The sequence below is a fragment of the Peribacillus sp. CSMR9 genome, from assembly GCF_033141925.1.
GTDB classification, from domain to species: domain Bacteria; phylum Bacillota; class Bacilli; order Bacillales; family DSM-1321; genus Peribacillus; species Peribacillus simplex_A.
Window position 1 is genome coordinate 227,780 of sequence record NZ_JAOPHO010000003.1, and the last position, 23,392, is coordinate 251,171.

Below are 23,392 nucleotides of genomic sequence, written 5' to 3' on the forward strand. Positions count from 1 at the left end.
TTAATACTTTATGAGCTGATATCTTCTGGTTTTTCCTGCAGAGGTGCAGAATCCCCTCTTTCACTTTTCAACCAAACACTTAAACATACTCTTTATTAACCTCTCCAGCATAACTGGCGTATGGACGAAGGCGCTATCGATGTGAAGGCGCTCAGTACGCTGGTGTGCATCCTTGCCGAACGGACCCACATTAAGTACGGGTGCCTGAAGTTTTTGCATATCAGCAAAAGGAATGCTGTAAGTATCGCCCCAGACTGGTGTATTTTTTTCAAAAGCCGTCCAGCCATCAGACTCATCACTATATTGAACATAGCTTAAATCGCAAAGGCCATTAAAATAATGAATTTGGCTGACTTCTTCATCAAGCATGCTGGCAGTTTCCTTCATTAATTTCACAGATTCCATAATGAGCGGATCAGCGGACGTATTTACGGCTGGATAATATGGCGGTGCGAACAGCAATACAATGGCGGGTGAAAGCTCCTGACATTGTATCATCAATTTTTCGGCGATCCGCACTGATTTTTCCCGCTCATCCAAATCCATGTTTTCTTTAACATCACTCTTTATTTGCTCAACAAAACTCACGCCAAATTTGCCCTTGGCATATGAAAGTAACTTTTCGTAGCGCAATACTTTCACTTCGCCCACACCTTCGATTTGTTCACGCAGACAAAGCTCTTTATAGGATTCATTGCATTTCATCGCTGCTTCGTTTGCAACTTGCTCGAATAGATCCATTATTTCTGCAGCTGTTCTTTTCATAATGAACACATTATAAAGCGCGGCTGCCCGATAAGGTGTCTGTGTTGAATATTGCAGTTTTAGATCTTTTTGCTGAAGCGATACGGGTAAAGGTGTTTCCTCGCCAAGATCACTTTCCAGAAAAAGAGTGTTCCACTCCATGAGCTGCGTGAGGAACGAGGCTATATAGTTAGCCGTCATGCCCTTTAATGGCTCACCCACATGAGTTTCCTTCCCATAAAAAAGGGCAGCCGGCATGATTTTCCCCAAAGTTCCGGAATAAATATAATGTCTATTATCACCCGGTTTCTGTGAAAAGGACGGTTCACTATTAAAAAACATTTTATAGGATAGGTCATATTTATCACGTAAAGTCACAAGTTCTTTAACCGCAGCCCTCATTCCCGCAGAATTCACTTCCTCATCAGGGACCGTTAACAGCAGGAGATTGATCGGCCATTGTTCACTGCTTGCCTTTTCGATGATAGCCATATGAAGGGCAAGCCCCATTTTCATATCCATCGTTCCTCTACCAAACAGGTACTTTCCCGATTCAAGATCAATGCGCGCTTCTTCCGGCAGTTCATCTTTCCTGTCATGAAGTTTTTTCGTGAGCTCCTCCGGTTGAAAAGCGAGAGTCTCAAGATCACCATATTCTTCAGTATGAACCGTATCAAAGTGGCTAATTAATACAACGGTCTCCTTTGCTGCAGGATGTTTATAAAAGGCAGTGACAAAATTTCTCCCTAAATCAGCTTCATGAAGTGATAAGTGCTCCGGATTCCTTTTAAAATAATCAAGCTTCCTCAATTTATCTTGCACCTTATACGGGAACATCCGCTCCCCTAATGTAAGAGTACGGCTCTCCCAGCTAACAAGTTCACATAACAAGGTACGGAGCGTTTCTGGAGTACCCCATAGTAATTGACTCATTCCAATCCCCCTTCAATATTTGTACGAACCACCGGGCAGGTTAAACAGGTTGGACCGCCAGTCCCTTTGTAACTGATTTCTGTCCCTTTATATTCATAAACTGTCGCTCCTTCTTCAAGAAGCTTTTGCTTTGTGTAAGCGTTACCAGAAGAAATCACACAAACCCGCGGAGCAATGGCAAGCACATTGCAGCCTAAGTTCACATACTCATCATCCGGCACTTCGATAAGCTGAATGCCTCGTTCAATAAGCAGTTTTCTGAAAAAGACTGGCATAAGCCGAGAATGAACTACCGCTAAATCATGGTCGATCATGCTGATGAAAGACATAAGGTGGAGACACTCTGCCTCACCTTGATCATGCGGAAGCTGAACTACGATGAATTCATCCACTAGATGAGTGGTCATTTCTTTTAATTGCCGAATGGCTTCAGCGTTTGTACGATAACCATGTCCGACAACAAGCGTCTTATCATCAAGCCAAATGATATCACCGCCATCCGCGACCGCTTCACCCGTTAAATACCCAATAATCGGGATGTTCTTTTCTAGACAATATTCCTTATATACATCAGCTTCAGGCTGCCTCAATTCTTTTCCGGACTTTAAAATAATCGCTCCTTGGCTTGTGAATTTGACCGGATCATGGGCATATAAGGAGTCAATGCCGACTAGCGAAGATGCTGGCAAATAATCGATGTTTGGAACATATTTCTCCAAAATGGAAATAAAGTCACCATACTCTGTTAGGGCTTCGTTGAAATCTGGCTCTTCCGCAAAGTTGAAGTTCTGCCATGCTTGGCTTAAATGCTCTTGACTAATAAAAGCTTCTTTCGGATGTTTTACAATGACACGTTCCAATGGTTTGAACATAGACGAACAAAATGTCACTGCCTCCCCCTCCTTTTTCCGCATAGCGGAAAACGTTTCCGCTAATAGGAATTTTTTCTTTTATTATAAAATTAAATTTGGTATAATGTCAATATGTTTTAAATATTCAAATAAATCAAAGTTTTATTCAACTTGTAATGAAAGATAGGTGGTTTGTTTATGCAATCGATTGACCGTGCCATGAACGTTATAAAAGTGCTAGTTTCCAATTCATCGGAAAACTGGCTATCAATTACGGAACTTTCTCAAGAATGTGAGCTTCCTGTCAGTTCCATGCATCGATTATTAAAAGCAATGTCCAAGCATGGATTAATTCAACAGGATGGACAATCTAAACAATATGGTTTAGGGAATATTTGGCTCGAAAATGGTTTGCGTATGTATGACAAAATGGATTACATCAGTCAAATTAGGCCTGAACTAGAAAGTCTGATGAACAAAGTGGAGGAAAGCGTGTATCTTAGCCAGCCAATCGGTATGGAGTCACTCGTTATCGAACGAATCGACAGTGAAAAAAGCCAAATCCGGGTTTATGACCAGCTTGGCTCACGAGTACCTATGCATATTGGAGCTGCTAATAAAGTGATGCTCGCCTATATGCCATATAATCAAGCTAAAAAAATCGTAGATGCTCTTTTGCCTATTCAAGAAAGAGCAGCTTTTTGGGATATATTGCAAGAGACTAAAAAGAAGGGATATGGAATCAGTCACAGCGAACGGACAGAAGGAACATGTTCTGTAGCCGTTCCGATACTGAACCATTTTGGGGAAGTGCATGGGGCAGTGAGCATTGGTTTTGTGAGCTTTAACCTGACAGAAGATAGACTTGAGTTCCTCATTGAGAATGTGATGGAAACTGGCAATCGGGTTTCGTCAAAATTGGGGTATAGGGGACAATGAATAAAGGTGCTGCGGATGATAAACGGATAAGCGGAAAAAGAAGATGAATCATTTCATCTTCTTTTTCGTTTTAAATTAATCGCTGCCTGTCACGAATGAATCTTCTTTAAAATAGGCGAGGACCTCTCCAGCCACAACTGGTTCCCCCTCCATTACCTCCAATGACTCCACCTCTCCGCTGACACCAATATCAATGATTTCCACACCTCCATCTGCCTTCTTTATCTGAAATAACGGTTCCCATTCGTAGAATCTGGAATTTTTGGATATTGAAATTTTTTCAACCGAGCCATCACAAGGGCTAAGAATCACATCAACGTACATTTACATCATTCCTTCCTTCAGTATTCTTCAAAATGAAATGGAGATTGTAGAACTAACTTAAGAAAGTCTTGGAAGTCCGATATATCTTCTTGTTCAATTCCAAGGGTCGGAGCCCAGTACTGATCTAAATTAATATCATTGGCACACAACAGGATCATTCTTCCGCTTTGAATGGAAGTCACCATTGCTTTACCTAAAAATTGGGCCGAATATACAATGGTCACATCATATCTATAATCTTGTGACAATAAACAATAATGATGAATGGCCTGGTTTTCTTTATTTTCGGATAGAATATCAAAATTCAAAGGATAGCCTCCTTTCTTGTAAGCCCCCAATTCCTTTAGAACCTGACCCACCCCCGAAGCCGGGATGCTTCTGCTATTTTACGAATCCCTTCGATATATGCAGCTACTTTCATGTTCACGGAATATTTTTGGGAAGTATGATAGACATTCAAAAAGCTGGCTGTTATCTTTTCCTTCAATCGTTCATCCACAAGCTCTTCCGTCCAGTAATAACCTTGGTTGTTCTGGCACCATTCAAAATACGAGACTATCACCCCTCCTGAATTCGCCAAAATATCCGGGACTAGCACTATGCCTTTTTCATCGAGAATCTTGATTGCTTCTTTTGTTGTCGGCCCATTTGCTGCTTCGATCACAATTTCACATTTTAATCGTTTTGCATTATCTTTATTTATCACCCCGCTAATAGCTGCGGGAATCAGCACATCACACTCTTTTTCCAATAATTCTTGATTGGATAATGTATCTTTGTATAAATTCGAAATGACCCCAAAAGAGTCCCTGTTCTCCAAAAGGTAAGCAACGTCTAAGCCATTCGGGTCATATAAACCTCCAAGCTCATCTGCTATACCGACAACCTTAGCCCCCATTTCATATAAATACATAGCTAAATGACTGCCGACATTCCCGAAACCCTGAATGATTACCCGCATGCCTTCAATCGGAATCCCCTTTAAATCACTTATCATTTGAAGTGTATATAATACTCCCTTGGAAGTAGCCTTTTCCCTGCCCTTCGATCCACCTAATGTGAGTGGCTTTCCTGTAATAAAGCCGGGTGAATCGAATTCCCTGATGTGATCGTATTCATCTAGCATCCAGGCCATGATTTGAGAATTCGTATACATATCCGGTGCCGGAATATCCTTTGTAGGTCCCACTATTTGACTGACCGCCCTGACATACCCTCGGCTTAATCGTTCTAGCTCTGATGAACTCATCTGTCTGGGATCACACACAATGCCACCCTTTGCCCCTCCATATGGGAGATCCGTTATTCCGCATTTCAAACTCATCCAACCCGCCAATGCCTTAACTTCTTCAGGAGTGACATCCGGGTGAAAACGAATCCCCCCTTTCGTTGGACCGGCAGCATCATTATGTTGGGCCCGATATCCTTGAAACATCCTTGTCTCCCCAGTATCCATTTGAATAGGAATACAGACTTCCAGAAAACGCATTGGTGCTTTTAAAAAATCAAAAACCAGATCTGGATAGTCCAAAACTTGAATGGCTTCTTTTAAAATATCCTGGAATTCTTGCAGTGGATTATCCAATTGACGTTTTTCAATCATCTTAATTTCCCCTGTCATTTTGCACCTCTCTTTTATTCTTCTTATAACTTATTAAGCAATTTTCATGCCAGCTTTGAGGATATAGTGTGTATAGCAATAGACCGCCATTTGCAATCATCAACACCACACATTCAATCATTAAGCATATGTATTAATTCATAAGCAATTCAGGTTTGCATATGTAAAAAATGATGATTAAATACCTAAAGGAATTTCATTAAATGGAAAAACTTCCTTTTGAGCTTTTTTTGTTTCTCATGTTAAAAACTGATCCCAAAATACTCTATCATTATCTATACCTCATTCCTGATGATCACAATTTAAGAAAAGTCCATACACGTCGATTTCTCCTTATTCCAACAAAACCCAAAAGAGCACCCGATAAATGTAAAAACATTCATTGGGTGCTCTTTTTTTGCTTATCCTGATAAAGAGTCGTTGATTTTTATGTAGCAGATGCCAGGCGATGGTACCGACTAATCAAAAGGCAGTCAGTCAGGAACCGACTGTTAAACTTAAAAGATAAATACTCAAAATATATTATATTGAAACTTCTATTTTTCAGCCAACAGGTTTAACTCATCTACAAACCTTTTTGTGATAATTTCAGGGCGAGTAATGGCCGTTCCAACCACGACAGCAAAAGCACCACTTTCAATAGCTTTTCTAGCATGATCTTTAGTATGAATATGCCCTTCAGCGATGATGGGGATTTTTAAGGCAGAAGAGAGTTTTCGAATAAGGTCATAATCAACCTCCTTCACGTATTTTGTTTCCTCTGTATACCCACACAATGTGGTTGCTACTATATCAGCACCGAATTTTTCTGCGATTAGTCCCTCTTCAAAAGTCGCACAATCTGCCATCACTAAAATATTTGGATGCTCACTATGGATTTTTCCTATGATACTTTCTAGCGTTTCTCCATGAGGACGCTGTCGTTGAGTCCCATCTAAAGCTACTATAGACGCTCCAGCCTCAATGATGCTTGTTGCACTTTCATAGGTAGGAGTAATATAAACTTCACATTCTTCTATCCATTGTTTGTGAATACCTAATACAGGCAATTTTGTTACCTTTTTAATTGCTTTAATATTTTCAGGCCCGGTAGCCCTAATACCAACGGCGCCTCCTTTTTCTGCAGCCTTGCTTAATGCGCCCATGATATCCGCCCCGTACATCGGCCATCCTATTCTAGCCTGGCACGACACTATCAATCCATTCTTAATGGCTTCCAATACGTTTTTTTCATCCATAATTACCACCTAAAGAATTCCTAAGAATTTACCAGCTAATCCTATAATAAAGGAAAGTAAGATTAACCAGTAGATAGCCTTTTGATATTTAAACAATGCCCATAAGAAACCAAGTGTTAAGAGGAGGGGCAAAAGCCCAGGTAAGATTGAATCAAGAAGTTCTTGCAAATTTATTTCTTTGCCTCCAAAGTTCCCTTTAGCAGCCACGCTTACTTTAACAAAATTAACTACCATAGATCCTGTTACCATTAATCCTACGATGGTAGCTCCCTGAACAAACTTATTTAGAACATCAGAGTCTTTCATTTTTAGAATTAGGCTTATCCCAAACTGGTACCCATAGACAATGCCGTAGTAACGAGAGAAAATATTTAGCAAGACGTTTGGTACGATAAATATAATGGGTCCAAGTAAATTTCCATCCAACGCCAAACCAGCGCCGATTGCTGCAAAAATAGTCATAAAAGTTGCTTTAAAAACAGAATCACCAATTCCAGAGAGTGGTCCCATCAATGCGGCTTTCGTAGAAGAAATTGTTTCTGAGGTGATAGGGTTTCCTAGCGCACGTTGTTCTTCAAGTGCAAGAGCAACACCTATGATGGCATTAGAAGTATAGGGATGGCAGTTAAAAAACTCATTATGACGAACAACTGATTCTTTTAAATCCTGATTATTTGGATAGAGTTTTTTGAGTGCCGGCAATATCGCATAGCAGAATCCTAAACTGCCATAACGCTCATAATTTATAGACGTCATACTGAAGAAAGAACGTAAGAATGTTTTTATTAAATCTTTCCTTGTCAGGATCGTCGTTTTAGCTTCACTCTGTCGGGAGGAATGACGGGAAATTTCACTATCATTTCCTTTCGTTCCCACTGCTGAAATGCTAATCGCGATTCCAAGACCCAACAAGGCTATTGAAAGTACATTCTGTTCCAAGTAGACTGCCAGAACAAATCCAATTAGGAAAAATGACCAAAACTTCTTGAGGTTCATCATTTTTAGGAGCATGGCCATCCCTATTGCAGGTAGAATTCCTGCAGTAAGCTTTAATCCTTCCATAAACCAAGAAGGCATTAAGTCTACAAGATTATTTACAAATCCACTACCAAAATAAATGGCTAAAAAAGTGGGAATGAACATAACTGTAAAAAAAACGATTATTCCAGAAAGGTGTAGCCGTTCTGCCCTTTTTAGATTAAGTTCCTGTAAAGCATTGTCTGCCCGATGCACTAGATAAATATTAAAATTCCAAGCTAGCATGATTAAAAGTTGCGCTAAAATACCGATTGGTAATGCCAGTGCAATTCCAACTTCAGGCTTACCCCCAGCGCTAATCGCAAAAACAGTCCCTATTAGACCAGCAATTTGTGCATTAGGAGGAACGCTGCCTCCAATCGGTAACACACCCATAAACATCAATTCCACACTGGCCCCTACAATTAATCCGGTTTGTAGGTCTCCCATTATTAGTCCCAATAATGGCCCAGCAAAAATGGGACGGCTAATCATCCAATATCCATACCCATAATTTTCGGTCATGAGAACTGCAACAAAACCACTTAACAAAATCGCTGATATTAATTCAATTTCCACTTTTCCTCCTCCTTTTAACTTTGACTACCTTTTCGACTTCTAAATCTTGGTAAATAAATTAATAGATTTATCATTAGGCGAGGTCCTGATTTCACAAGGGATTCCGTGATCTCTAATCTTGAGAAAAACAGCTTTATCTTCTTCATCCATAAAGACGGTTTTACTAATTTCCTGTTTTCCTTCTTTATAGTACATGCCACCTACATTTATTGAAGGTAGAATGATCCCTTTTTCAATGAGAGATAAAAGGACTCGAGGGCTTTTTACTACGATAAATGTTTTTTCCAGATCTGACTGCTCATCTAAATATTTCACTGCATCTTCGACAGATAGGATAGCATGTCTTTTTCCTGAAGGGACTGCCATGCTAAGTAACAAAAGTTGTGTCGGGTCGTTTGCGACGCCATCATCAATTACAATAAATTCTGTGACTTGATAAGCAACACTCCATGAATAAGCGACTTGCCCATGTATAAGGCGTTCATCGATACGGGTTACAACGATACTCATTACAATTCCTCCTTAATATTTATGGGGTTAACTGTAGAGTTTATATAGCAAATACTCCTGGAAGTATTATCCAAAAGCTCTTTGGGACTTACAGGTGAAAGGCAAGATTCAATAACTAAACCTAAATGGAAACCAGCGATTACTTGTACCCGGCTATTTTTCAACACTTGAAGTGTAGCTGCATTGCATGGGGTTCCCCCCTTAATATCTGCCAGAATGATGATTTCTTTGTACCGATCCAACAATTGATTGACTGCTGCTTCTAGTTCTCTTGAAAATGAATCTAACGTTACTTGGTCATCCATACTCAATGCAAAGAGTTGCTGCTGTATCCCTGCTATAAGCTCTACACTTTCTTTCATAGTCGAAGCTAAATTCCCATGACTTACAAGTAAAATGGCCCGATTCAAACTATCCCCTCCTGATAACAGAATTTTTCGAATATTTTCATAGACTTATCTTATTAAAAAAGAATTAATAAATCAAGGTTTAATTGAAAAAATAAGAAATAAAATTTCATAATTGGTATTTTTTTTTGCTAAATGTGCAAAAAACATTTCATTTATGATATAAATGAAACAATAAGAAGTTTTCATGCAGTTATTAAAATCTTTAATAAAGGGGACATACTATGAGCTCAACTTTATTACAAAAAATCAAAGAAAAAGCCGATTCCTTATCACGTGCTGAACGGCAAGTAGCCAAATATATATTGGACCATGCAGATTTGGTGCAAACTTACACGATTCAAGAAATATCAATCAACGCTAATGTTTCCCAAGCCAGTGTTGTCCGTTTTTGTAAAAGAATGGGTATAGAAAGTTTTAAAACCTTTCAACATACATTGGTGAAAGAAATGAGTTCAAATAATGCCAACATTAATGATCTTTCTTTATTACGGGAAAATGATACTCCCTATCAGCTTTTCCAAAAAGTAACAATGAGCAATAAATTTGCTTTAGACTCTTTAGGACAAACTCTGAACAAAAAAGAGTTTGAAAAAGCAGTAGAATGCTTAAGCCAGGCAAAGAAAATTGCTTTTTTTGGTGTCGGGGGCTCCTCTACAGCTGCATTAGATGCCAGTAATAAATTTGCTAAACTTGGCGTTACTACAGGAATGAACACTGACTTTCATACAGTGATTTCCTATGTTTCCAATTTCACATCAGAAGATGCATTAGTCCTTTTTTCCACATCCGGAAAAACTAAAGATGTATTGGAGATGGCTTCATATGCAAAAAAGATAAACGTACCAGTATTGGCAATAACCGCTTATACAAAGTCTCCTTTATTGAAAATAGCTAGTATACAACTTTGTTTTCCTGACATCGAACATGATCACCGAATCGGCAGTATAGCATCTAGAATCTTGCAACTTAACATGGTTGATGCTCTTTTCTTAAGTGTTTTTCATCGAATCGATAAACAAACCATAGATAATTATCAAAAAGCACGTGAAGAGATTCTTCGTCTTAGAAGATAGCCAGGACAAACTCATCCTTGTATTGCTAATTTTAGAACGTCATGTAAACAAGAATATTTAGTCGACCGACATTATCCCTATCTATCACCCTACTAATATTTGGTGACCGCTTTGAACACTATTGCTGGTTGTTACTAGCCGCTGCAATCATGGTTAAAGATACACTCTTCCAGACATATGAATTCATTCATAAGCATCCATTTGCATATGGAAAAAATAAATACAAATAGTAAAAAAACGCATCCTTTTTAGGATGCGTCAGTTTGTCGACAAAAGGGGTTCGGAATTAAAACATTCCGAACCCCTTTTGAAATTCCCTTTGAATTTTGCTCAACATTATTAAGGAATTGGGTTTGATTTTTACTCGCGATGCCCTCTTTATTCGTCGTGGAGTATTTAAAAATCTCTCCCGATGGGCAAAGGTGTAACAATCAAAATGTTCATCGTAAACATAGTCATGTTTGCGGAAGAATCCTTCTTTTGTTCGAGGACGTATACGGTAAAGCCGGTGTTATTTTATGACCAAATAGATAGCTTGTAATCGCCGGTGTTTTATAAGCTGCATATGCGGTAACAGCTTCTGGTTTCCCAACTTTTTCAATTACTTGTCAACCATGCGTAAAACGATTGAAGAAGTTGAAACAAATATGGCTTACCGTTAGTTCTTAGGCTATGGTTGCCATGATAAAGTGCCTCTTTCAACGTTCGGGAAAAATTATGAGCGACGCTTTAAAGATACAGACTTATTTACAGATTTTCTATCGCATCTTAATGGCAGCTGCTTATAGAAAGTTAATCAGTGCAGAGCACATATTTGTCGATTCCACACATGTGAAAGCCATTGCAAATATTCGAAGATTCGAAAAGAAAATCGTTCGCAAGGAAACACGTGCGTATCAAGGACGACTTCAAGAAGAAATAAATCAAGACCGTGAAAACCATAATAAAAAACCTTTTCCACTGGATAAACTTAATAAGGAAGAATACCGATTGTATATTGAATGAATGTCAGTTTAAATAAAATAACTGGATCAATACTTGGGCGTCCTACCTCTGAATACATATCTTTCGCCAAGTCATATAGGAATGAGAAGTCAATGGCGGCCTCCATTTTTCGGACCAAATGGTTCGCTGGCACCAGTTGATCTAAAGTAATCATTTCAAGTTTATCTCGCTGAATATATATGTTTAGAAAGCATCCTCATCACCTCAAGTTTTAATACTCAAAGTTGATTGGAGCGAAAGGTGCGAGACCCCGCAGGCGCAAGCCGAGGGCGGACCGCCCGCGGAAAGCGAGTGCCCTACGTTCCAATCAACGTTCAAATTGTACAAGCAATAAAAAAACACCCCATAAATGTTAGTTTGGCCTCTAACATTTACGGGGCAGTTCAAGGTTTGTCTACAGTCTGACGCATCCTTTTTAGGATGCGTTTTTCCCTGCGAGTCTCATAGTTGAATCTCTTCAACTTGATATTGAGGCGGGGCCGTTCGGAATGCCTTTGTGATATATAATAAATAACAAAAACCAATAATAAACCACCCTGACCCCATTATTAGTGAACTTGTCTCAAGATTGATCCAGAGAATGCCAATTGATATCGCTCCGATTAAAGGCATAATTAAGTAATTGATATATCCCTTTATAGTACGATGCTTTTTTTCCCGGATGATAAAATGGCTGACCACTGACAGATTTACAAAGGTAAATGCCATTAATGCACCAAAGTTGATCAGTGATGCAGCTGTGACTAGATCAAAGAATAAAGCCGACAATGAAATGACTCCAACTATGAGAACATTAATGGCTGGCGTTTTCCACTTAGGGTGAATAAACCCAAACCATTTTTCCGGAAACACTTTATCACGACCCATGACATACAAAAGTCGTGAAACGCTGGCATGTGATGCGAGTCCTGATGCTAGCGTATTGACGAGAGTCGTGCACAGAAAAATGGATTGGAATAGCTTTCCACCTACATAAAGGGCGATTTCCGGTAACGCAGCATCAGGTTCTTTAAAACGCGATATATCCGGAAAAAAGAGCTGAATAAAGAAAGAAGAGGTAATGAAGATGATTCCACCCCAAAGTGCAGTTAAAAATATCGCTTTTGGAATCGTTTTTTTCGGATTTGGCGTCTCCTCAGATAGTGTCGTTACCGCATCAAACCCCAAAAAGGAAAAACAAAGAATCGTGGCTCCGGTTATAATAGCCGAATAGTCCATTCCTTCATTTATGAAAGGCTTTATTGTAAACACTTCCCCTGTACCTTCTCCATTGTGCAAACCTTTGATAACAAGAATGATGAACACTGCCATGATGGCAATCTGAATTAAAACAAAAAGAGCATTAAAGTTAGCAAGTACATTAACGCTGCGGAGATTGAGAATGGTGACAATTGCTACGAATAATACTACCCATAGCCATGATGGAACTTCTGGAAATAAAGCAGTGAGATAAATTTTGGTCAACAATGCATTTACCATAGGTAAAAATAAATAGTCTAACAACGAAGACCATCCTACCAGGAATCCTAAATGTCGGTTAATGGCCTTTTGCGTATAAGTATAGGCAGAACCTGCAGCGGGAAAAACCTTTACTAGCTTTCCATAGCTTGCAGCTGTAAAAAGCATCCCTACCAACGCGACGATATAAGCAGTCGGCACATGGCCCCCCGTAATCCCAGATACAATGCCAAATGTATCAAATACGACCATGGGTGTCATATAAGCTAACCCCATCATAACAATTTGCCATAATTTCAGCGTTCTTTTCAATGTTACCTCATTTTCCACCTATCATTCCTCCTTGAAACCGCTTTCAAATAGTAGGTTCAATATTTTTTAAATTGATAAATTTCAATACCTCCCTCTTTATAAAAATTTCAACTGTATACCTTAATGCAAGTTTTGTGCCATCTGATTTCGGTTTACTTCGATAAATGAATTACGCTAGAAATGTTTTTTATTCCTGCATTCTTACCTGCATTGGATTGATTTATAGGAATAAAAGTCGTTAAGCATCTTATAATTGGCGATTCAATTTCCCATAAATTATTCGCACTTGCATATTCCATTCAAATGATATCTGGTTAGAAGCCACAAAAAACCACTTACTGTGACTTGGCATGATAATTGCATAATTAATCATCCATAGGAATTCATTTATATGAGTTTCAAAACTATTATCGTTATAAGAAAATGGAGGAATAGAAAAATGAAATATCCTTTATCCCCTGATGTTAAACCAGAGTTTTGTACCACCGGTTCATTTATGCGCTTACCATCTTCAAGAGAAAATGCCAAATTGGCAGTGGTAGGTATGCCTTTTGATACAGCTGCTTCATTCAGGGTAGGAGCTAGGTTTGCTCCACAGGCTGTCCGCCAGGCATCCATGACCTTGTTTCCTTACCATCCCATTCACAAGGTATTTCCGTTTGACGAATGTAATGCCATTGATATTGGGGACGTTTCGGTAATTCCCCATAATATACATCGAAGCTATGAGATAATTGAAAAGGCTATGGGAGACTTGATGAAAAACGGTATCATTCCAATCGGCATCGGAGGGGATCATTCAGTAACATTGGCTAATCTAAGAGCTGCCGCAAAAATACACGGTCCTGTTGCACTTCTTCATTTTGATTCACATACAGATACCTGGGATACTTATTATGATGAAAAATATTGGCATGGTTCCCCGTTTATCCGTGCATATGAGGAAGGCTTGCTCCAAACGGATAAAGTTTTCCAGATTGGCATCAGAGGCACGCTCAATCATCCAGGAGATATAGATTCAAGTACAGATCTAGGTTACAATGTGATAACTACTCCCGAGCTGAAGAAAAGAGGAATCGAAGATGTCGTGAAGGAGGTCAAGAAAACCATTGGGGATACACCCTGTTTCTTGAGCTTTGATATTGATTTTGTTGATCCATCCTGTGCCCCTGGTACTGGCACTCTGGAGGTCGGCGGTCTAAATAGCTTTGAAACCCTAGAAATGATACGCTCTCTGCAAGGATTCAACTTTATTGGGTTCGACCTGGTAGAAGTCCTCCCGCCGTATGATCCAACACAAATTACATCACTATTGGCAGCCACCATCATTCATGACTTTGCCAGTTTAGTAGCCTTACAGCTAAAAGAAGAACAAAAAAAGGAGTATTCGACCCAAAATAGTTTATAGGAACAAACATCAACTATTGAAGAAGGGACATTTCAGATCGATACTGTTTTCGTTCAAAAGGCATCTGCTTTTAGTGAAAGCAGATGCCTTTTTTCTATGTCATCTTTTATCTTGTCCTATAAATATGAACAAGTTTGAGCTTCTATCGGTATGCGGAAATTTTTAAAAAACACATCCCAGAATGGGATGTGTCATCATTTCATTCGTCTGATTCTCCCCCAGAACGATTCGTTTGTGTTGGCAGGGTGTCCCAAAAGCCTGCATCGACCGTTTCAATTGAATGATCGGCAATAGCTCTAACAGCTGCATCCAAAGTGGTGACTGTTTGCTTTATTAGATAGCCATTACTTTTTTGTCCAAGTGCAACTGTCTCGACATTGTGGTCAGACATCCCCCGCATCTCAAAGAGTAAAGTTGCAATATCATAACGAACGGCAGCACCATTACGACCTATATTTTCTCCTGAACCGCCATCATATTTACCAATATGGCCCCAACCAGTAGGTTCAATTGAGTTATATACAACAGCACCCAGTTTTTTTGAAGCTTCTAGCACTTCAGGCTTTACGTTTGCGTTTGTAGGATAAAGTATTGAACCTGAAACAAGTTCACCATCTGTTTCGCTTAGCGTCCCTTGATGATGTAAATCTATCATGTAATCTATATCGTATTTTGCAAATACATTTTCGTGTAAAGCTTTTACCTCGACTTGCATTTGATTGGTTTTTTTATCATGCTCCCGGTTTAAGTCGACCCCGTTTGCATTTGCTCGGGTTAGATGTCGATCACCCTTTGCCAAATAGTCATCAAGAGAGAAATTAACATCTCCCATTGCCCCATCTGCGTTTAACATTGGAATGATAAGAATGTTAACATTTTCCAATATCCCTTTAGTCTTATTCGTTCCTAAATGTTTAATGAACTCCAGTGCACCCTCAGTAGTCAGCTGTTCATTTCCATGCTGTTGAGTTAAAAATAGTATAGTTGGGTTTTTAGGATTGGAAATATATTTCGCAAGATAAATATCTCTTCCTTTTACCGTTTCCCCGATTACTTCCAATGCCAACCTTTCTTGTTTAGCATCCTGGGTTTTTAGATAACTTACCAAGCTTTCGTATGTATGCAGATTTGAAGTTGTCACTTGACCATTTCCAGCACTGGGGCCATTTCCAACCGCTCCGACTGGTAGCGCAACAGCTGTTACAGCGCTTAAAGACATTAAACTAGATAATGAAACTGTTAGAACTTTCTTCTTAAAATTCAAAAAAAAACCTCCCTTTTCATTTAATAATCATAAAAATAACTATTACTAATATTCTGACATTTTCAACACTTTGTGTTAATAGTGAAAAATAACTATGTTTGCAAATAGTTTTCTTCTAAACACCATATAACTTGAAAAGAATTATTTCTACAAAGGCGATATTCAAAAAACTTTTTCTGTTTGCCGAAATCGATCATGAAGAAAAACCAGGCGGGTACCCGTCTGGTTACTAAGTTGATAAAACTATCAATTTTTATTATTGCCTGCCCTCCGACAGTGGAATTGACTCGTATTGTTCCGGATTGATTTTATATACTTTGAGCCATCAGTAACTCCATCAATTTTTCCATATAACCCTCTTTCCACGGCTTTAATAAGCATGCCTTTTTACTTTTGGCCAAAAGACTGTGTTTGGCCTCTGACTTTAAAGAGTACTGTCCCACTTCCGTTTAAAGCAAAGGCTCCTAAAGCCGTTCCAGGAAGGTTTTGGTTTTGCGGATATAAGGATATATTTCCATATGGAGCATTACCTTGTTCTTTCATGGCATTATATACCGCTACATTCAATTGTCTGGAAAAATCATAATTATAGTTTTTTGCATATTTGGCATACTCTTGTCCTGAAGGCGTTCTTGGATCAGGTACAAATTGAACGGAAAGCGAGTATGTGACTTTAAATCAGGATTAAAGTCACGATTGACATCGAAACTAGGTTTGGACTCATAATCGAATGATTCATTTTGTATGTATAGTTCCATGATGGATTCGCTCCTGCTATCTGTGGAAACTGTTCCACGACCTCTGCCCAGGTCATATCATTTCCTCGACGGTTCAATTCAGCAGCATCCGGATTCATTTTAGGCAAAGCGACAAGGGTAATGTCTTTACGAATTTTCTCCGCTTCAGGAGAATTGGTTCCCAAAAACTTCAAGATATTCAAGATTGCATCCGTACCAGTTTTCTCATTTCCATGGATCTCACTTTGAATTAAAACGACTTTGTCGCCTGTTCCCACGGTTGCTTTATAGATTTCTCTATTTCTATTGGAATATCCAGCTACATCCACTTTTACTTTACCTTGGCTATCACTCGCAATTTGTTCTAGCTTTTTCCCAAGTTCCGCATGCTGTAAAACCTGAAACCGAATAAGTTTGTTGAATGGGTGTACCAGGGGATGTTTCATTAGCTGCAAATGTTGGTGCCGCAATACTTGCCGATAAAACGGCAACTCCTAGAGTTGAAACGATTTTATTTTTTCACATTACAACAATCACTTACATAAAATATTTTTCTATCTCATTATACAAAATGGCAAAGTAGAAATATGCTGGAATTTGATGTCGTATTATGACTTTTTATGATTTGGGCATTTGCTTTAACTATAAGATGGTTGCTGCACTCCCTATTCAGATCGTAGTTATATACTCTTTTTATGGTTACTGTGCAAAAAGTGCAGATTTTCCCACGCAAAAAGATCCGCGACATTCTTATCACGGATTGTTGTTGCGGGAGGTCTGTCTGTCGAATTGAAGATTTGTACTATAACATCACATTACGTTATAATAAAAGGAAAAATACGAGAAAGGGGAAAACATGAAACTCAACACACATAGTTCTACACCATTATACATACAATTAAAACAATCTATTATCGAAGATATAAACAAAGGGATTTACTCTCCTGGCGAAAGATTACCAACCGAAACAGAATTATGTGACATATATGGAGTAAGTCGCATTACTGTCAGAAAGGCGGTTTTGGACTTGGTGGAAGAGGGTCTTCTAATACGCCAACAAGGAAAGGGAACATTTGTCCAATATCCTAAAGTAAAAAGGGAATTATTTGCTGTTAATGGTCATGCTGAATATATGTCAGAATTAGGGAAGATACCTCAAACAAAAATCCTTTCATTTGGGATAATACCTGCATCGGCTAATATTTCCAAATCCTTGGAGATTACCCCTGAAAGTGATGTTCTTGAATTACAAAGGATCTTATACTATGATAATCAACCTCTCACCTTAGAAATTTCTCATTATTCCTTAAAGGTCCTGCCTGATTTAAATCAACATGTCCATAACTCTGTTTCCATGTATGATATCATAAAGCATAAATATAATATAACTCCTGTTCATAACACGAAACTTTTAAATATGGTTTTGGCAAATGCTGATGAAGCAAAATATTTAGAATGCGAAGTGGGAGACCCCCTTTTCAAAGTGGAGAAAGTGGCATATGACGCTAAGAAGCAACCTATCCATTCATCCTTCCTCTATTATCCTGCTAATCGAGTGACTTTTACGATTGATAGTTCCATATCACAAGAAAAAGGTAACGAATCCCCGTCCTAATCCGGGATCTCGTTACCTTTTTCCATCTAAATCATTTTAAACCATCATATGGTCAGGATGATATTCTTTACCATATCCGAAAGCACCATAGTCCTGACAGGTTTGGGAGGCAACTAAAGCTCCTTTTTGTAAAGCTTTATATACATCTTGACCCTGGACGTACGATGAGAGAAAACCAGCAATAAAAGAATCTCCCGCCCCCAACGTATCTACAACTTTGGTTTGGATAATAGCTTGTTCATATAATTGATTTTCAGTTGATAAAATTGCTCCCTTTTCCCCACGAGTAACACATATCACTTTTGTGCCGAACGAATGCACCTTTTGAATCAGTGCATTGCACCCTGCCTCGTTCAAATTGCTTCCGGAAAAAAATGCATAAGTTACATACGGACAAACTTTTTGTAAATAGTGATCCTCTTGATTTGTCGAAAAATCAAAAGAAATGTCAATGAATTGGCTTAATATTGGAAGATTATGCTCTATTCGGCTATATACACTTGTATGAAGAAGGTCGTGTTGCCGAATATAATCCAAATCCTTGTCATTCAGTACAATCCCCAATCTAGATTGAATTCCCCCCTTATTGGAACCAACAAAAATTCGGTCCCCGTCCTTATCCAACGCGACGACTGCCATCCCATTCTCTCCTACTGCTTGTCTTACTCTACTAATCTCTATCTTTTCCTTTTGCAATACCTCTAACACATGGTCTGCTGCCACGTCATTACCTACAATGCCAATATATGAAGACTGTTTATCATTTAAACGATTGTACAGCACTGCCACGTTTAATGAATTGCCGCCAGGATATATCTTTCCTTGGTCTTTATAAAAATCTACTACGTTATCTCCAATTCCAATTAATTTCATGCCTGTTCCCCCTGTTATCATTTTACACTTCCACTAGCAATTCCACGGATAAAATACTTCTGCATGAATAAAAATAAAATGACGATAGGTGCCGCTGAAATAGTTAATCCAGAAAGTAACACACCCCAATCGGTTTGCAGTGCATCTCGGAATTGCATTAGACCGGCAGGTATCGTACGTAAACTATCATCGTCTATGAAGATGATGGCGAACATAAATTCATTCCATGTATAGTAAGCTGTTAAAATTGCCGTTGTTAATAATATAGGCTTACTCATAGGGATGAAAATTCTAAAAAGGATTCCAAGATTCGTACATCCATCCAACCGGGCAGCCTCTTCCAGTTCTCCCGGAATGGACAGGAAGTAGGCCCGGATCAATAAGATGGTTAGCGGAATTCTGTATGCTACATAAGGTAAAATTAACGCCCAGTGTGTGTTATATATACCTAGCTTCTGAATTATATTATACAAAGGGATAAGGCTTACTTGGGGAGATAGCATCAAACCGCCTAAGCATATGACCAAAATGAAAGCCTTTCCACGAAAATCAAAGCGAGATAATCCGTAGGCACCCAACGCACTTACTAATACCGTTAGAATACAAGTCATGCCAGTAACCATGACACTATTTAAAAAGTAGGAAGAAATCCCACTATTCCAAGCTGTTACATAATTTTCAAACAACCATCTATGAGGAAGTGACCAACTATGGCTGAAAATTTCCTCTGTGCTTTTGAAAGAACTGATGACCATCCATAATAAGGGATATGCAACAGCAAGAAAGTAGGCGATCAAACCTGAATAGACAAGTGCTACTCTCATATTAAAGACTTTTCTTTTCCTTTCATATTCTAGATTTTCCACAACTAATTCCGGTACTCTAATAGTTGATTTAGGCATCTCCATTATTAGTCCTCCTTTCCTGTTTTAAATATTTTCATTTGAACAAGGGAAATAAGTAACGTAATAATTAAGATAACCGTAGCAATGGCAGAAGCATATCCCATCATATCTTTTGAAAAAGCCGTTTTATATAAATAGGTACTTAGTACTTCAGAAGAAGTTCCCGGTCCTCCTCCGGTTAAGATATATGGCTCATTAAACACTGTAAAAGCACCTGTCAGTGTTAATATTACGGCTACAAATGTCATTTCCTTGGTTGCTGGAACAGTAATGTGAAAAAACGTTTTTATTTTATTCGCTCCATCCATTTCAGCTGCTTCATATAATTCAGGTGATATTTTTTGAATGGATACGATATATAACATGGCTATATAACCAATCGATTGCCACTGTGAGACAGCAATGACTGCATAGATTGCCGTTTCACTATCACCCAGCCATGGTTGTGCTAAATCGTTTAATCCAATCATTTCCAGAAACTGATTTAACAATCCCACTTCCGGGTTATAAAAAAAACTAAACAATAAAGCTATGACTGTCATTGAAACAACGACTGGTAAGAAATAAACGGTTCGAAAGATAGGTGAAAATTTTCGGATCAATTTATCTTCTAAAATAGCTGCAACAATTAATCCTCCAAATACCTGGAAAATAATTGAAATCAATGCATAAAGAATATTATTTTTTAAAGCTTCATAGAAAACGGGATCTTTAAATAAAGTAAAGTAGTTTTCCAACCCTACAAATGCTTTATTTGGTGAAAAAGTACTCCAATTATACAGACTATCGCCAATATTTTGGAAAATGGGGATATAAACAAGCAGTAAAAAAACTAAGGCTGGTAGAAGATATAGATAAGGTACAAATTTATCGAGTTTTATCATTAAAAAATCACTCCCTTAATAAAACGGAAAACTGATTTCCCTTATTTCCCCGCTTCAGTTCTAACAGTATCAGCAGCTTTTTGAACATCACGCATTTGTTTAGGTGTTTTATCTCCATTTAACATCATTTGTGTTCCTGTTAAATAGGCATCTGCAATACGCGCATCAATGCTCATGTCAAACCATGGGGCCATTTCCTTTGTGTTTAATATGCTTTGGACCGCTTCCAGCTGTTCTGGGGAAGAATTATTTTCATTCACCGTTCCTTTAACTGCACTATACTTGCCCACATCAGTGACTAGTTTCTCTCCCATCTGTTTAGTGGTTAGAAACTTTAAAAACTCCATCGCTTCTTTAGGATGCTTTGTCTTAGAAGAAATCATAAAGCCCTCAGGTGATCCCGTTAGATTTGTTTGATTACCCTTTCCGCCTTCCACTTCAGGAAAGTTAAACATTCCAAGTTCAAACTTAGTGGGTCCAAATAGCTTGATTTCTGCCGTTTCTGCATAAAACATAGGTGCTTTACCATTTGAAAATTGCTGCCTAGCATATTCATGATCTATTGAATTCGTATTCTCGTTAAAATAAGGTAACAACTCTTGGAATTTTTCAAGCGCTTTTATGTAGTCGTCATCCTTGAATTTCCCAGTTTTTCGATTATAATCCACTGTCAGCACTTCCGGTCTAACAAGGCGTTGATTCAATGTGCCCACATAATGGGAAATTGTCCAAGTATCTTGACTACCGAATTGAATGGCTGTGTAGTTATTCTTTTTTAACACTTTTAATACATCGATTAATTCATTCCATGTTTTAGGTGGGTTTATGTTCAAATCTTCGAAAACATCCTTGTTATAGAAAAACATTTTCCCATCCATTGTTACGGGGACACCATACACCTTATTATTAAATGTATATGGTTTGACTTGGGATGGAACGAGTTGAGAAGACCATGTCGGATCGTTTTTATAATAAGAAGTTAAATCCAAAGCTTTATTTCCTCGCACAAACTGACTGGCAAATTCATCACTCCATGAGAAATAAACATCAGGTGGATTATTTGTACCAGTCATTACTTTAATTTTGTCTTTATACGAATCGTTTAGCACTGCTTCGGTTTTAATATGGATATCGGGGTTTTGTTTTTCAAATTCTTTTACAACTTCATTAAAGTAAGTTTTTTCCGGTTCCTTTGGCCACCTATGGAAAAATGTTAAGGTAGTTTTTCCAACATCTGATTCTGAAGCTGTTTTTTCACCAGAACATCCCCCAAGCATTAAAGATAAACTTAAAAATGATGCAAATATAAGTTTTGTTATTCTCATGAATACCCTCCTTTTTATAAATGCTTTTAATATCAGGAATTATACTATAATGTTATAAAACATTATAGTATAATTCGTAAATAAAATATACAGAATATTAAGTTTTCTCCAGCTATTAGTATTCTACTTTCCACATATAACGTCTCTTGCTTAAAGGATGATTACGCGCTTCCGCTAATTCTTCTGCATATTGACGCAATACACGATTTAAGATTAGCGGCGCAATATATCCTTTTACTTCTTCATCGATACCACCAAGATCATACTGTTTTGCATCTAACACAGTTAGCTTTTTGCCATAACGCTGAGAAAAAGATAACGCTCTTTCTTCTAACGGTCTTGTTTCATCCAATCCCAATAGAATGATAAACGGTACATTTTCGTCAATAATTTCGAATGGTCCATGGAAGTACTCACCAGCATGAATGGCATGTGAGTGTATCCATTGCATTTCCATTAAGATACAAATACTGAAAGAATAGGCTGTCCCATAGTTGGAACCACTTGCCATTGTATAGATAACAGGTTCTTTTGCATGAGATTGGGCGAATACTCTTGCATTAGAAGCTTCTTGCTGTAGAGCTTTTTCATACACTGGCTGTAAGTTCTCTAAACTTGATACTAGTTTTCCAAACTTCTCATTGTTTTCCGCTATATGAAGTACGCCAAAAACTAGTTGATATAAAACACTGAGGTTTGTATCAAAGGCGTTTACACCGTTACCCCATTCATATTTAATATAAAGGTCCGAATTTTGGGCCAATGGTGATGCTGGTCCGTTCGTTAATGCCACTGTAAACGCACCTTTACTTTTTGCAAACTTAGCCGCTTCTGCTGTTTCAGGAGTTGTTCCAGACATAGAGCATAAAATTACTAAAGATTCCTTCCCTAATTGTTGTGGATTACGATGTATAAACTCATTTGAACTATATAGATCGGAAGTTATATTTTTAGCTTCACGATCCAGTATATACTTAGCTGAATACATAATGGCAGAAGATCCCCCGCATGCTACAAAATAAATATTGTTAATTTTCCTACCCTTTAATTGATCCAATACTGTTTTTACATTACTTTTTACATTAATAACAGATTTACTCATTTTCCCACCCCTTCAATATTTGATATACAACATTATGTAATGTTATATATTGTTATATTAATTCATAGTCTTTCTTTAGTCAATATATTTGTCAGAATATTTCATTTATCCTTTACATTGCAGTTTCTTTCCCATTAAAATTTTCATGGGAAATTTTCTTTTGTTATGAAACGCCCACTTTAACATCAAATGTGATTCGTGCCACCTGTTCGATGACTTGTGAGAAAGCGAAGGGCTTCATATTTTGCTTCCCTTGGAAATAACC

At 38.2% G+C, this 23,392-nt stretch carries 21 protein-coding genes and 3 pseudogenes; 5 read left to right on the top strand and 19 right to left on the bottom strand.

From position 1 onward, the window contains the following. Positions 1 to 60 precede the first annotated feature (60 nt). Both N9I19_RS04225 and N9I19_RS04230 read right to left on the bottom strand, forming a co-directional pair. Positions 61 to 1,677, bottom strand: coding sequence for a M20/M25/M40 family metallo-hydrolase (locus N9I19_RS04225; RefSeq protein WP_317777062.1), 1,617 nt, complete (start codon positions 1,675 to 1,677; stop codon positions 61 to 63). Further along, on the bottom strand, positions 1,674 to 2,549 hold the full coding sequence (locus N9I19_RS04230) for a dimethylarginine dimethylaminohydrolase family protein (RefSeq protein WP_317777081.1): 876 nt from the start codon (positions 2,547 to 2,549) through the stop codon (positions 1,674 to 1,676). The genes N9I19_RS04225 and N9I19_RS04230 overlap by 4 nt, the downstream gene beginning before the upstream one ends. A 177-nt stretch (positions 2,550 to 2,726) precedes the next feature. Between N9I19_RS04230 and N9I19_RS04235 the strand changes: the two genes are divergently transcribed. Continuing rightward, the gene (locus N9I19_RS04235; RefSeq protein WP_317777063.1) at positions 2,727 to 3,467 is read left to right on the top strand and encodes an IclR family transcriptional regulator; all 741 of its coding nucleotides are present in this window, start codon (positions 2,727 to 2,729) and stop codon (positions 3,465 to 3,467) included. A 75-nt stretch (positions 3,468 to 3,542) separates the two neighbouring features. Here the strand turns inward: N9I19_RS04235 and N9I19_RS04240 are convergent, their stop codons facing one another. The 7 genes from N9I19_RS04240 to N9I19_RS04270 form a co-directional block, all read right to left on the bottom strand. Next, positions 3,543 to 3,791 carry a biotin/lipoyl attachment domain-containing protein gene (locus N9I19_RS04240; RefSeq protein ID WP_089363481.1) on the bottom strand — a complete coding sequence of 83 codons (249 nt, stop codon included), beginning with the start codon at positions 3,789 to 3,791 and terminating at the stop codon, positions 3,543 to 3,545. A gap of 17 nt (positions 3,792 to 3,808) precedes the next feature. Further along, entirely contained in the window at positions 3,809 to 4,099 is a 291-nt protein-coding gene (locus N9I19_RS04245) for an SAV0927 family protein (protein WP_317777064.1), read from the bottom strand. Positions 4,100 to 4,134: 35 nt separating this feature from the next. After that, on the bottom strand, positions 4,135 to 5,394 hold the full coding sequence (locus N9I19_RS04250; protein ID WP_286140960.1) for a Glu/Leu/Phe/Val family dehydrogenase: 1,260 nt from the start codon (positions 5,392 to 5,394) through the stop codon (positions 4,135 to 4,137). A 554-nt stretch (positions 5,395 to 5,948) separates the two neighbouring features. After that, entirely contained in the window at positions 5,949 to 6,650 is a 702-nt protein-coding gene (locus N9I19_RS04255) for an N-acetylmannosamine-6-phosphate 2-epimerase (RefSeq protein WP_317777065.1), read from the bottom strand. A gap of 9 nt (positions 6,651 to 6,659) precedes the next feature. Then, on the bottom strand, positions 6,660 to 8,246 hold the full coding sequence (locus N9I19_RS04260) for a PTS system mannose/fructose/sorbose family transporter subunit IID (protein ID WP_317777066.1): 1,587 nt from the start codon (positions 8,244 to 8,246) through the stop codon (positions 6,660 to 6,662). A gap of 39 nt (positions 8,247 to 8,285) precedes the next feature. After that, complete coding sequence (locus N9I19_RS04265) at positions 8,286 to 8,756, bottom strand: PTS sugar transporter subunit IIB (protein WP_284470375.1); 471 nt, start codon at positions 8,754 to 8,756, stop codon at positions 8,286 to 8,288. Beyond that, positions 8,756 to 9,166 (bottom strand): PTS sugar transporter subunit IIA, encoded by a 411-nt coding sequence (locus N9I19_RS04270; protein ID WP_317777067.1) that lies wholly within the window; start codon positions 9,164 to 9,166, stop codon positions 8,756 to 8,758. The genes N9I19_RS04265 and N9I19_RS04270 overlap by 1 nt, the downstream gene beginning before the upstream one ends. Positions 9,167 to 9,387: 221 nt before the next feature. Here N9I19_RS04270 and N9I19_RS04275 point away from each other — a divergent pair, with 221 nt between their 5' ends. Further along, positions 9,388 to 10,239 carry a MurR/RpiR family transcriptional regulator gene (locus N9I19_RS04275; protein ID WP_061463794.1) on the top strand — a complete coding sequence of 284 codons (852 nt, stop codon included), beginning with the start codon at positions 9,388 to 9,390 and terminating at the stop codon, positions 10,237 to 10,239. Between the two features lie 371 nt (positions 10,240 to 10,610). Here the strand turns inward: N9I19_RS04275 and N9I19_RS04280 are convergent. Continuing rightward, positions 10,611 to 10,847, bottom strand: a pseudogene (locus N9I19_RS04280) (IS5/IS1182 family transposase); the annotation flags it as partial. Here N9I19_RS04280 and N9I19_RS04285 point away from each other — a divergent pair. Continuing rightward, positions 10,845 to 11,229, top strand: a pseudogene (locus N9I19_RS04285) (transposase); the annotation flags it as partial. The pseudogenes N9I19_RS04280 and N9I19_RS04285 overlap by 3 nt on opposite strands. Here the strand turns inward: N9I19_RS04285 and N9I19_RS04290 are convergent. Together N9I19_RS04290 and N9I19_RS04295 are read right to left on the bottom strand one after the other, a co-directional pair. Then, positions 11,222 to 11,398, bottom strand: a pseudogene (locus N9I19_RS04290) (transposase); the annotation flags it as partial. The pseudogenes N9I19_RS04285 and N9I19_RS04290 overlap by 8 nt on opposite strands. 287 nt (positions 11,399 to 11,685) lie before the next feature. Further along, a complete protein-coding gene (locus tag N9I19_RS04295) occupies positions 11,686 to 13,032 on the bottom strand; it encodes an APC family permease (protein WP_317777068.1) in 1,347 nt (448 codons plus the stop codon). Positions 13,033 to 13,453: 421 nt separating this feature from the next. On the opposite strand from N9I19_RS04295, the gene speB reads away from it, so the two are divergent. Then, the gene (speB, locus tag N9I19_RS04300) at positions 13,454 to 14,422 is read left to right on the top strand and encodes an agmatinase (protein ID WP_317777069.1); all 969 of its coding nucleotides are present in this window, start codon (positions 13,454 to 13,456) and stop codon (positions 14,420 to 14,422) included. A 199-nt stretch (positions 14,423 to 14,621) separates the two neighbouring features. Here the strand turns inward: speB and N9I19_RS04305 are convergent, their stop codons facing one another. Both N9I19_RS04305 and N9I19_RS04310 read right to left on the bottom strand, forming a co-directional pair. Beyond that, positions 14,622 to 15,686, bottom strand: coding sequence for a M14 family zinc carboxypeptidase (locus N9I19_RS04305; protein WP_317777070.1), 1,065 nt, complete (start codon positions 15,684 to 15,686; stop codon positions 14,622 to 14,624). A gap of 673 nt (positions 15,687 to 16,359) precedes the next feature. Then, positions 16,360 to 16,869 carry a M14 family zinc carboxypeptidase gene (locus N9I19_RS04310; protein WP_317777082.1) on the bottom strand — a complete coding sequence of 170 codons (510 nt, stop codon included), beginning with the start codon at positions 16,867 to 16,869 and terminating at the stop codon, positions 16,360 to 16,362. Between the two features lie 410 nt (positions 16,870 to 17,279). Here N9I19_RS04310 and N9I19_RS04315 point away from each other — a divergent pair, with 410 nt between their 5' ends. Next, positions 17,280 to 18,038, top strand: coding sequence for a GntR family transcriptional regulator (locus tag N9I19_RS04315; protein WP_317777071.1), 759 nt, complete (start codon positions 17,280 to 17,282; stop codon positions 18,036 to 18,038). Positions 18,039 to 18,074: 36 nt separating this feature from the next. Here the strand turns inward: N9I19_RS04315 and N9I19_RS04320 are convergent, their stop codons facing one another. From N9I19_RS04320 to N9I19_RS04340, 5 genes are all read right to left on the bottom strand, one after another. Next, a complete protein-coding gene (locus N9I19_RS04320) occupies positions 18,075 to 18,911 on the bottom strand; it encodes a PfkB family carbohydrate kinase (protein WP_317777072.1) in 837 nt (278 codons plus the stop codon). A gap of 17 nt (positions 18,912 to 18,928) precedes the next feature. Then, positions 18,929 to 19,735 (bottom strand): carbohydrate ABC transporter permease, encoded by an 807-nt coding sequence (locus tag N9I19_RS04325; RefSeq protein ID WP_411730403.1) that lies wholly within the window; start codon positions 19,733 to 19,735, stop codon positions 18,929 to 18,931. 86 nt (positions 19,736 to 19,821) lie between these two features. Next, the gene (locus tag N9I19_RS04330) at positions 19,822 to 20,700 is read right to left on the bottom strand and encodes a carbohydrate ABC transporter permease (protein WP_317777074.1); all 879 of its coding nucleotides are present in this window, start codon (positions 20,698 to 20,700) and stop codon (positions 19,822 to 19,824) included. 41 nt (positions 20,701 to 20,741) lie between these two features. Then, positions 20,742 to 22,025, bottom strand: coding sequence for an ABC transporter substrate-binding protein (locus N9I19_RS04335; RefSeq protein ID WP_317777075.1), 1,284 nt, complete (start codon positions 22,023 to 22,025; stop codon positions 20,742 to 20,744). 115 nt (positions 22,026 to 22,140) lie between these two features. After that, the gene (locus N9I19_RS04340; RefSeq protein WP_317777076.1) at positions 22,141 to 23,127 is read right to left on the bottom strand and encodes an SIS domain-containing protein; all 987 of its coding nucleotides are present in this window, start codon (positions 23,125 to 23,127) and stop codon (positions 22,141 to 22,143) included. Positions 23,128 to 23,392: the final 265 nt, after the last annotated feature.

Bases quoted from the DNA above. Each gene is read 5' to 3' on its own strand.
- N9I19_RS04225 (WP_317777062.1), bottom strand. From the start codon at position 1,677: ATGAGTCAATTACTATGGGGTACTCCAGAAACGCTCCGTACCTTGTTA.
- N9I19_RS04230 (WP_317777081.1), bottom strand. From the start codon at position 2,549: ATGTTCAAACCATTGGAACGTGTCATTGTAAAACATCCGAAAGAAGCT.
- N9I19_RS04235 (WP_317777063.1), top strand. From the start codon at position 2,727: ATGCAATCGATTGACCGTGCCATGAACGTTATAAAAGTGCTAGTTTCC.
- N9I19_RS04240 (WP_089363481.1), bottom strand. From the start codon at position 3,791: ATGTACGTTGATGTGATTCTTAGCCCTTGTGATGGCTCGGTTGAAAAA.
- N9I19_RS04250 (WP_286140960.1), bottom strand. From the start codon at position 5,394: ATGATTGAAAAACGTCAATTGGATAATCCACTGCAAGAATTCCAGGAT.
- N9I19_RS04255 (WP_317777065.1), bottom strand. From the start codon at position 6,650: ATGGATGAAAAAAACGTATTGGAAGCCATTAAGAATGGATTGATAGTG.
- N9I19_RS04265 (WP_284470375.1), bottom strand. From the start codon at position 8,756: ATGAGTATCGTTGTAACCCGTATCGATGAACGCCTTATACATGGGCAA.
- N9I19_RS04275 (WP_061463794.1), top strand. From the start codon at position 9,388: ATGAGCTCAACTTTATTACAAAAAATCAAAGAAAAAGCCGATTCCTTA.
- speB (WP_317777069.1), top strand. From the start codon at position 13,454: ATGAAATATCCTTTATCCCCTGATGTTAAACCAGAGTTTTGTACCACC.
- N9I19_RS04310 (WP_317777082.1), bottom strand. From the start codon at position 16,869: ATGAAACATCCCCTGGTACACCCATTCAACAAACTTATTCGGTTTCAG.
- N9I19_RS04315 (WP_317777071.1), top strand. From the start codon at position 17,280: ATGAAACTCAACACACATAGTTCTACACCATTATACATACAATTAAAA.
- N9I19_RS04320 (WP_317777072.1), bottom strand. From the start codon at position 18,911: ATGAAATTAATTGGAATTGGAGATAACGTAGTAGATTTTTATAAAGAC.
- N9I19_RS04325 (WP_411730403.1), bottom strand. From the start codon at position 19,735: ATGAGAGTAGCACTTGTCTATTCAGGTTTGATCGCCTACTTTCTTGCT.
- N9I19_RS04330 (WP_317777074.1), bottom strand. From the start codon at position 20,700: ATGATAAAACTCGATAAATTTGTACCTTATCTATATCTTCTACCAGCC.
- N9I19_RS04335 (WP_317777075.1), bottom strand. From the start codon at position 22,025: ATGAGAATAACAAAACTTATATTTGCATCATTTTTAAGTTTATCTTTA.
- N9I19_RS04340 (WP_317777076.1), bottom strand. From the start codon at position 23,127: ATGAGTAAATCTGTTATTAATGTAAAAAGTAATGTAAAAACAGTATTG.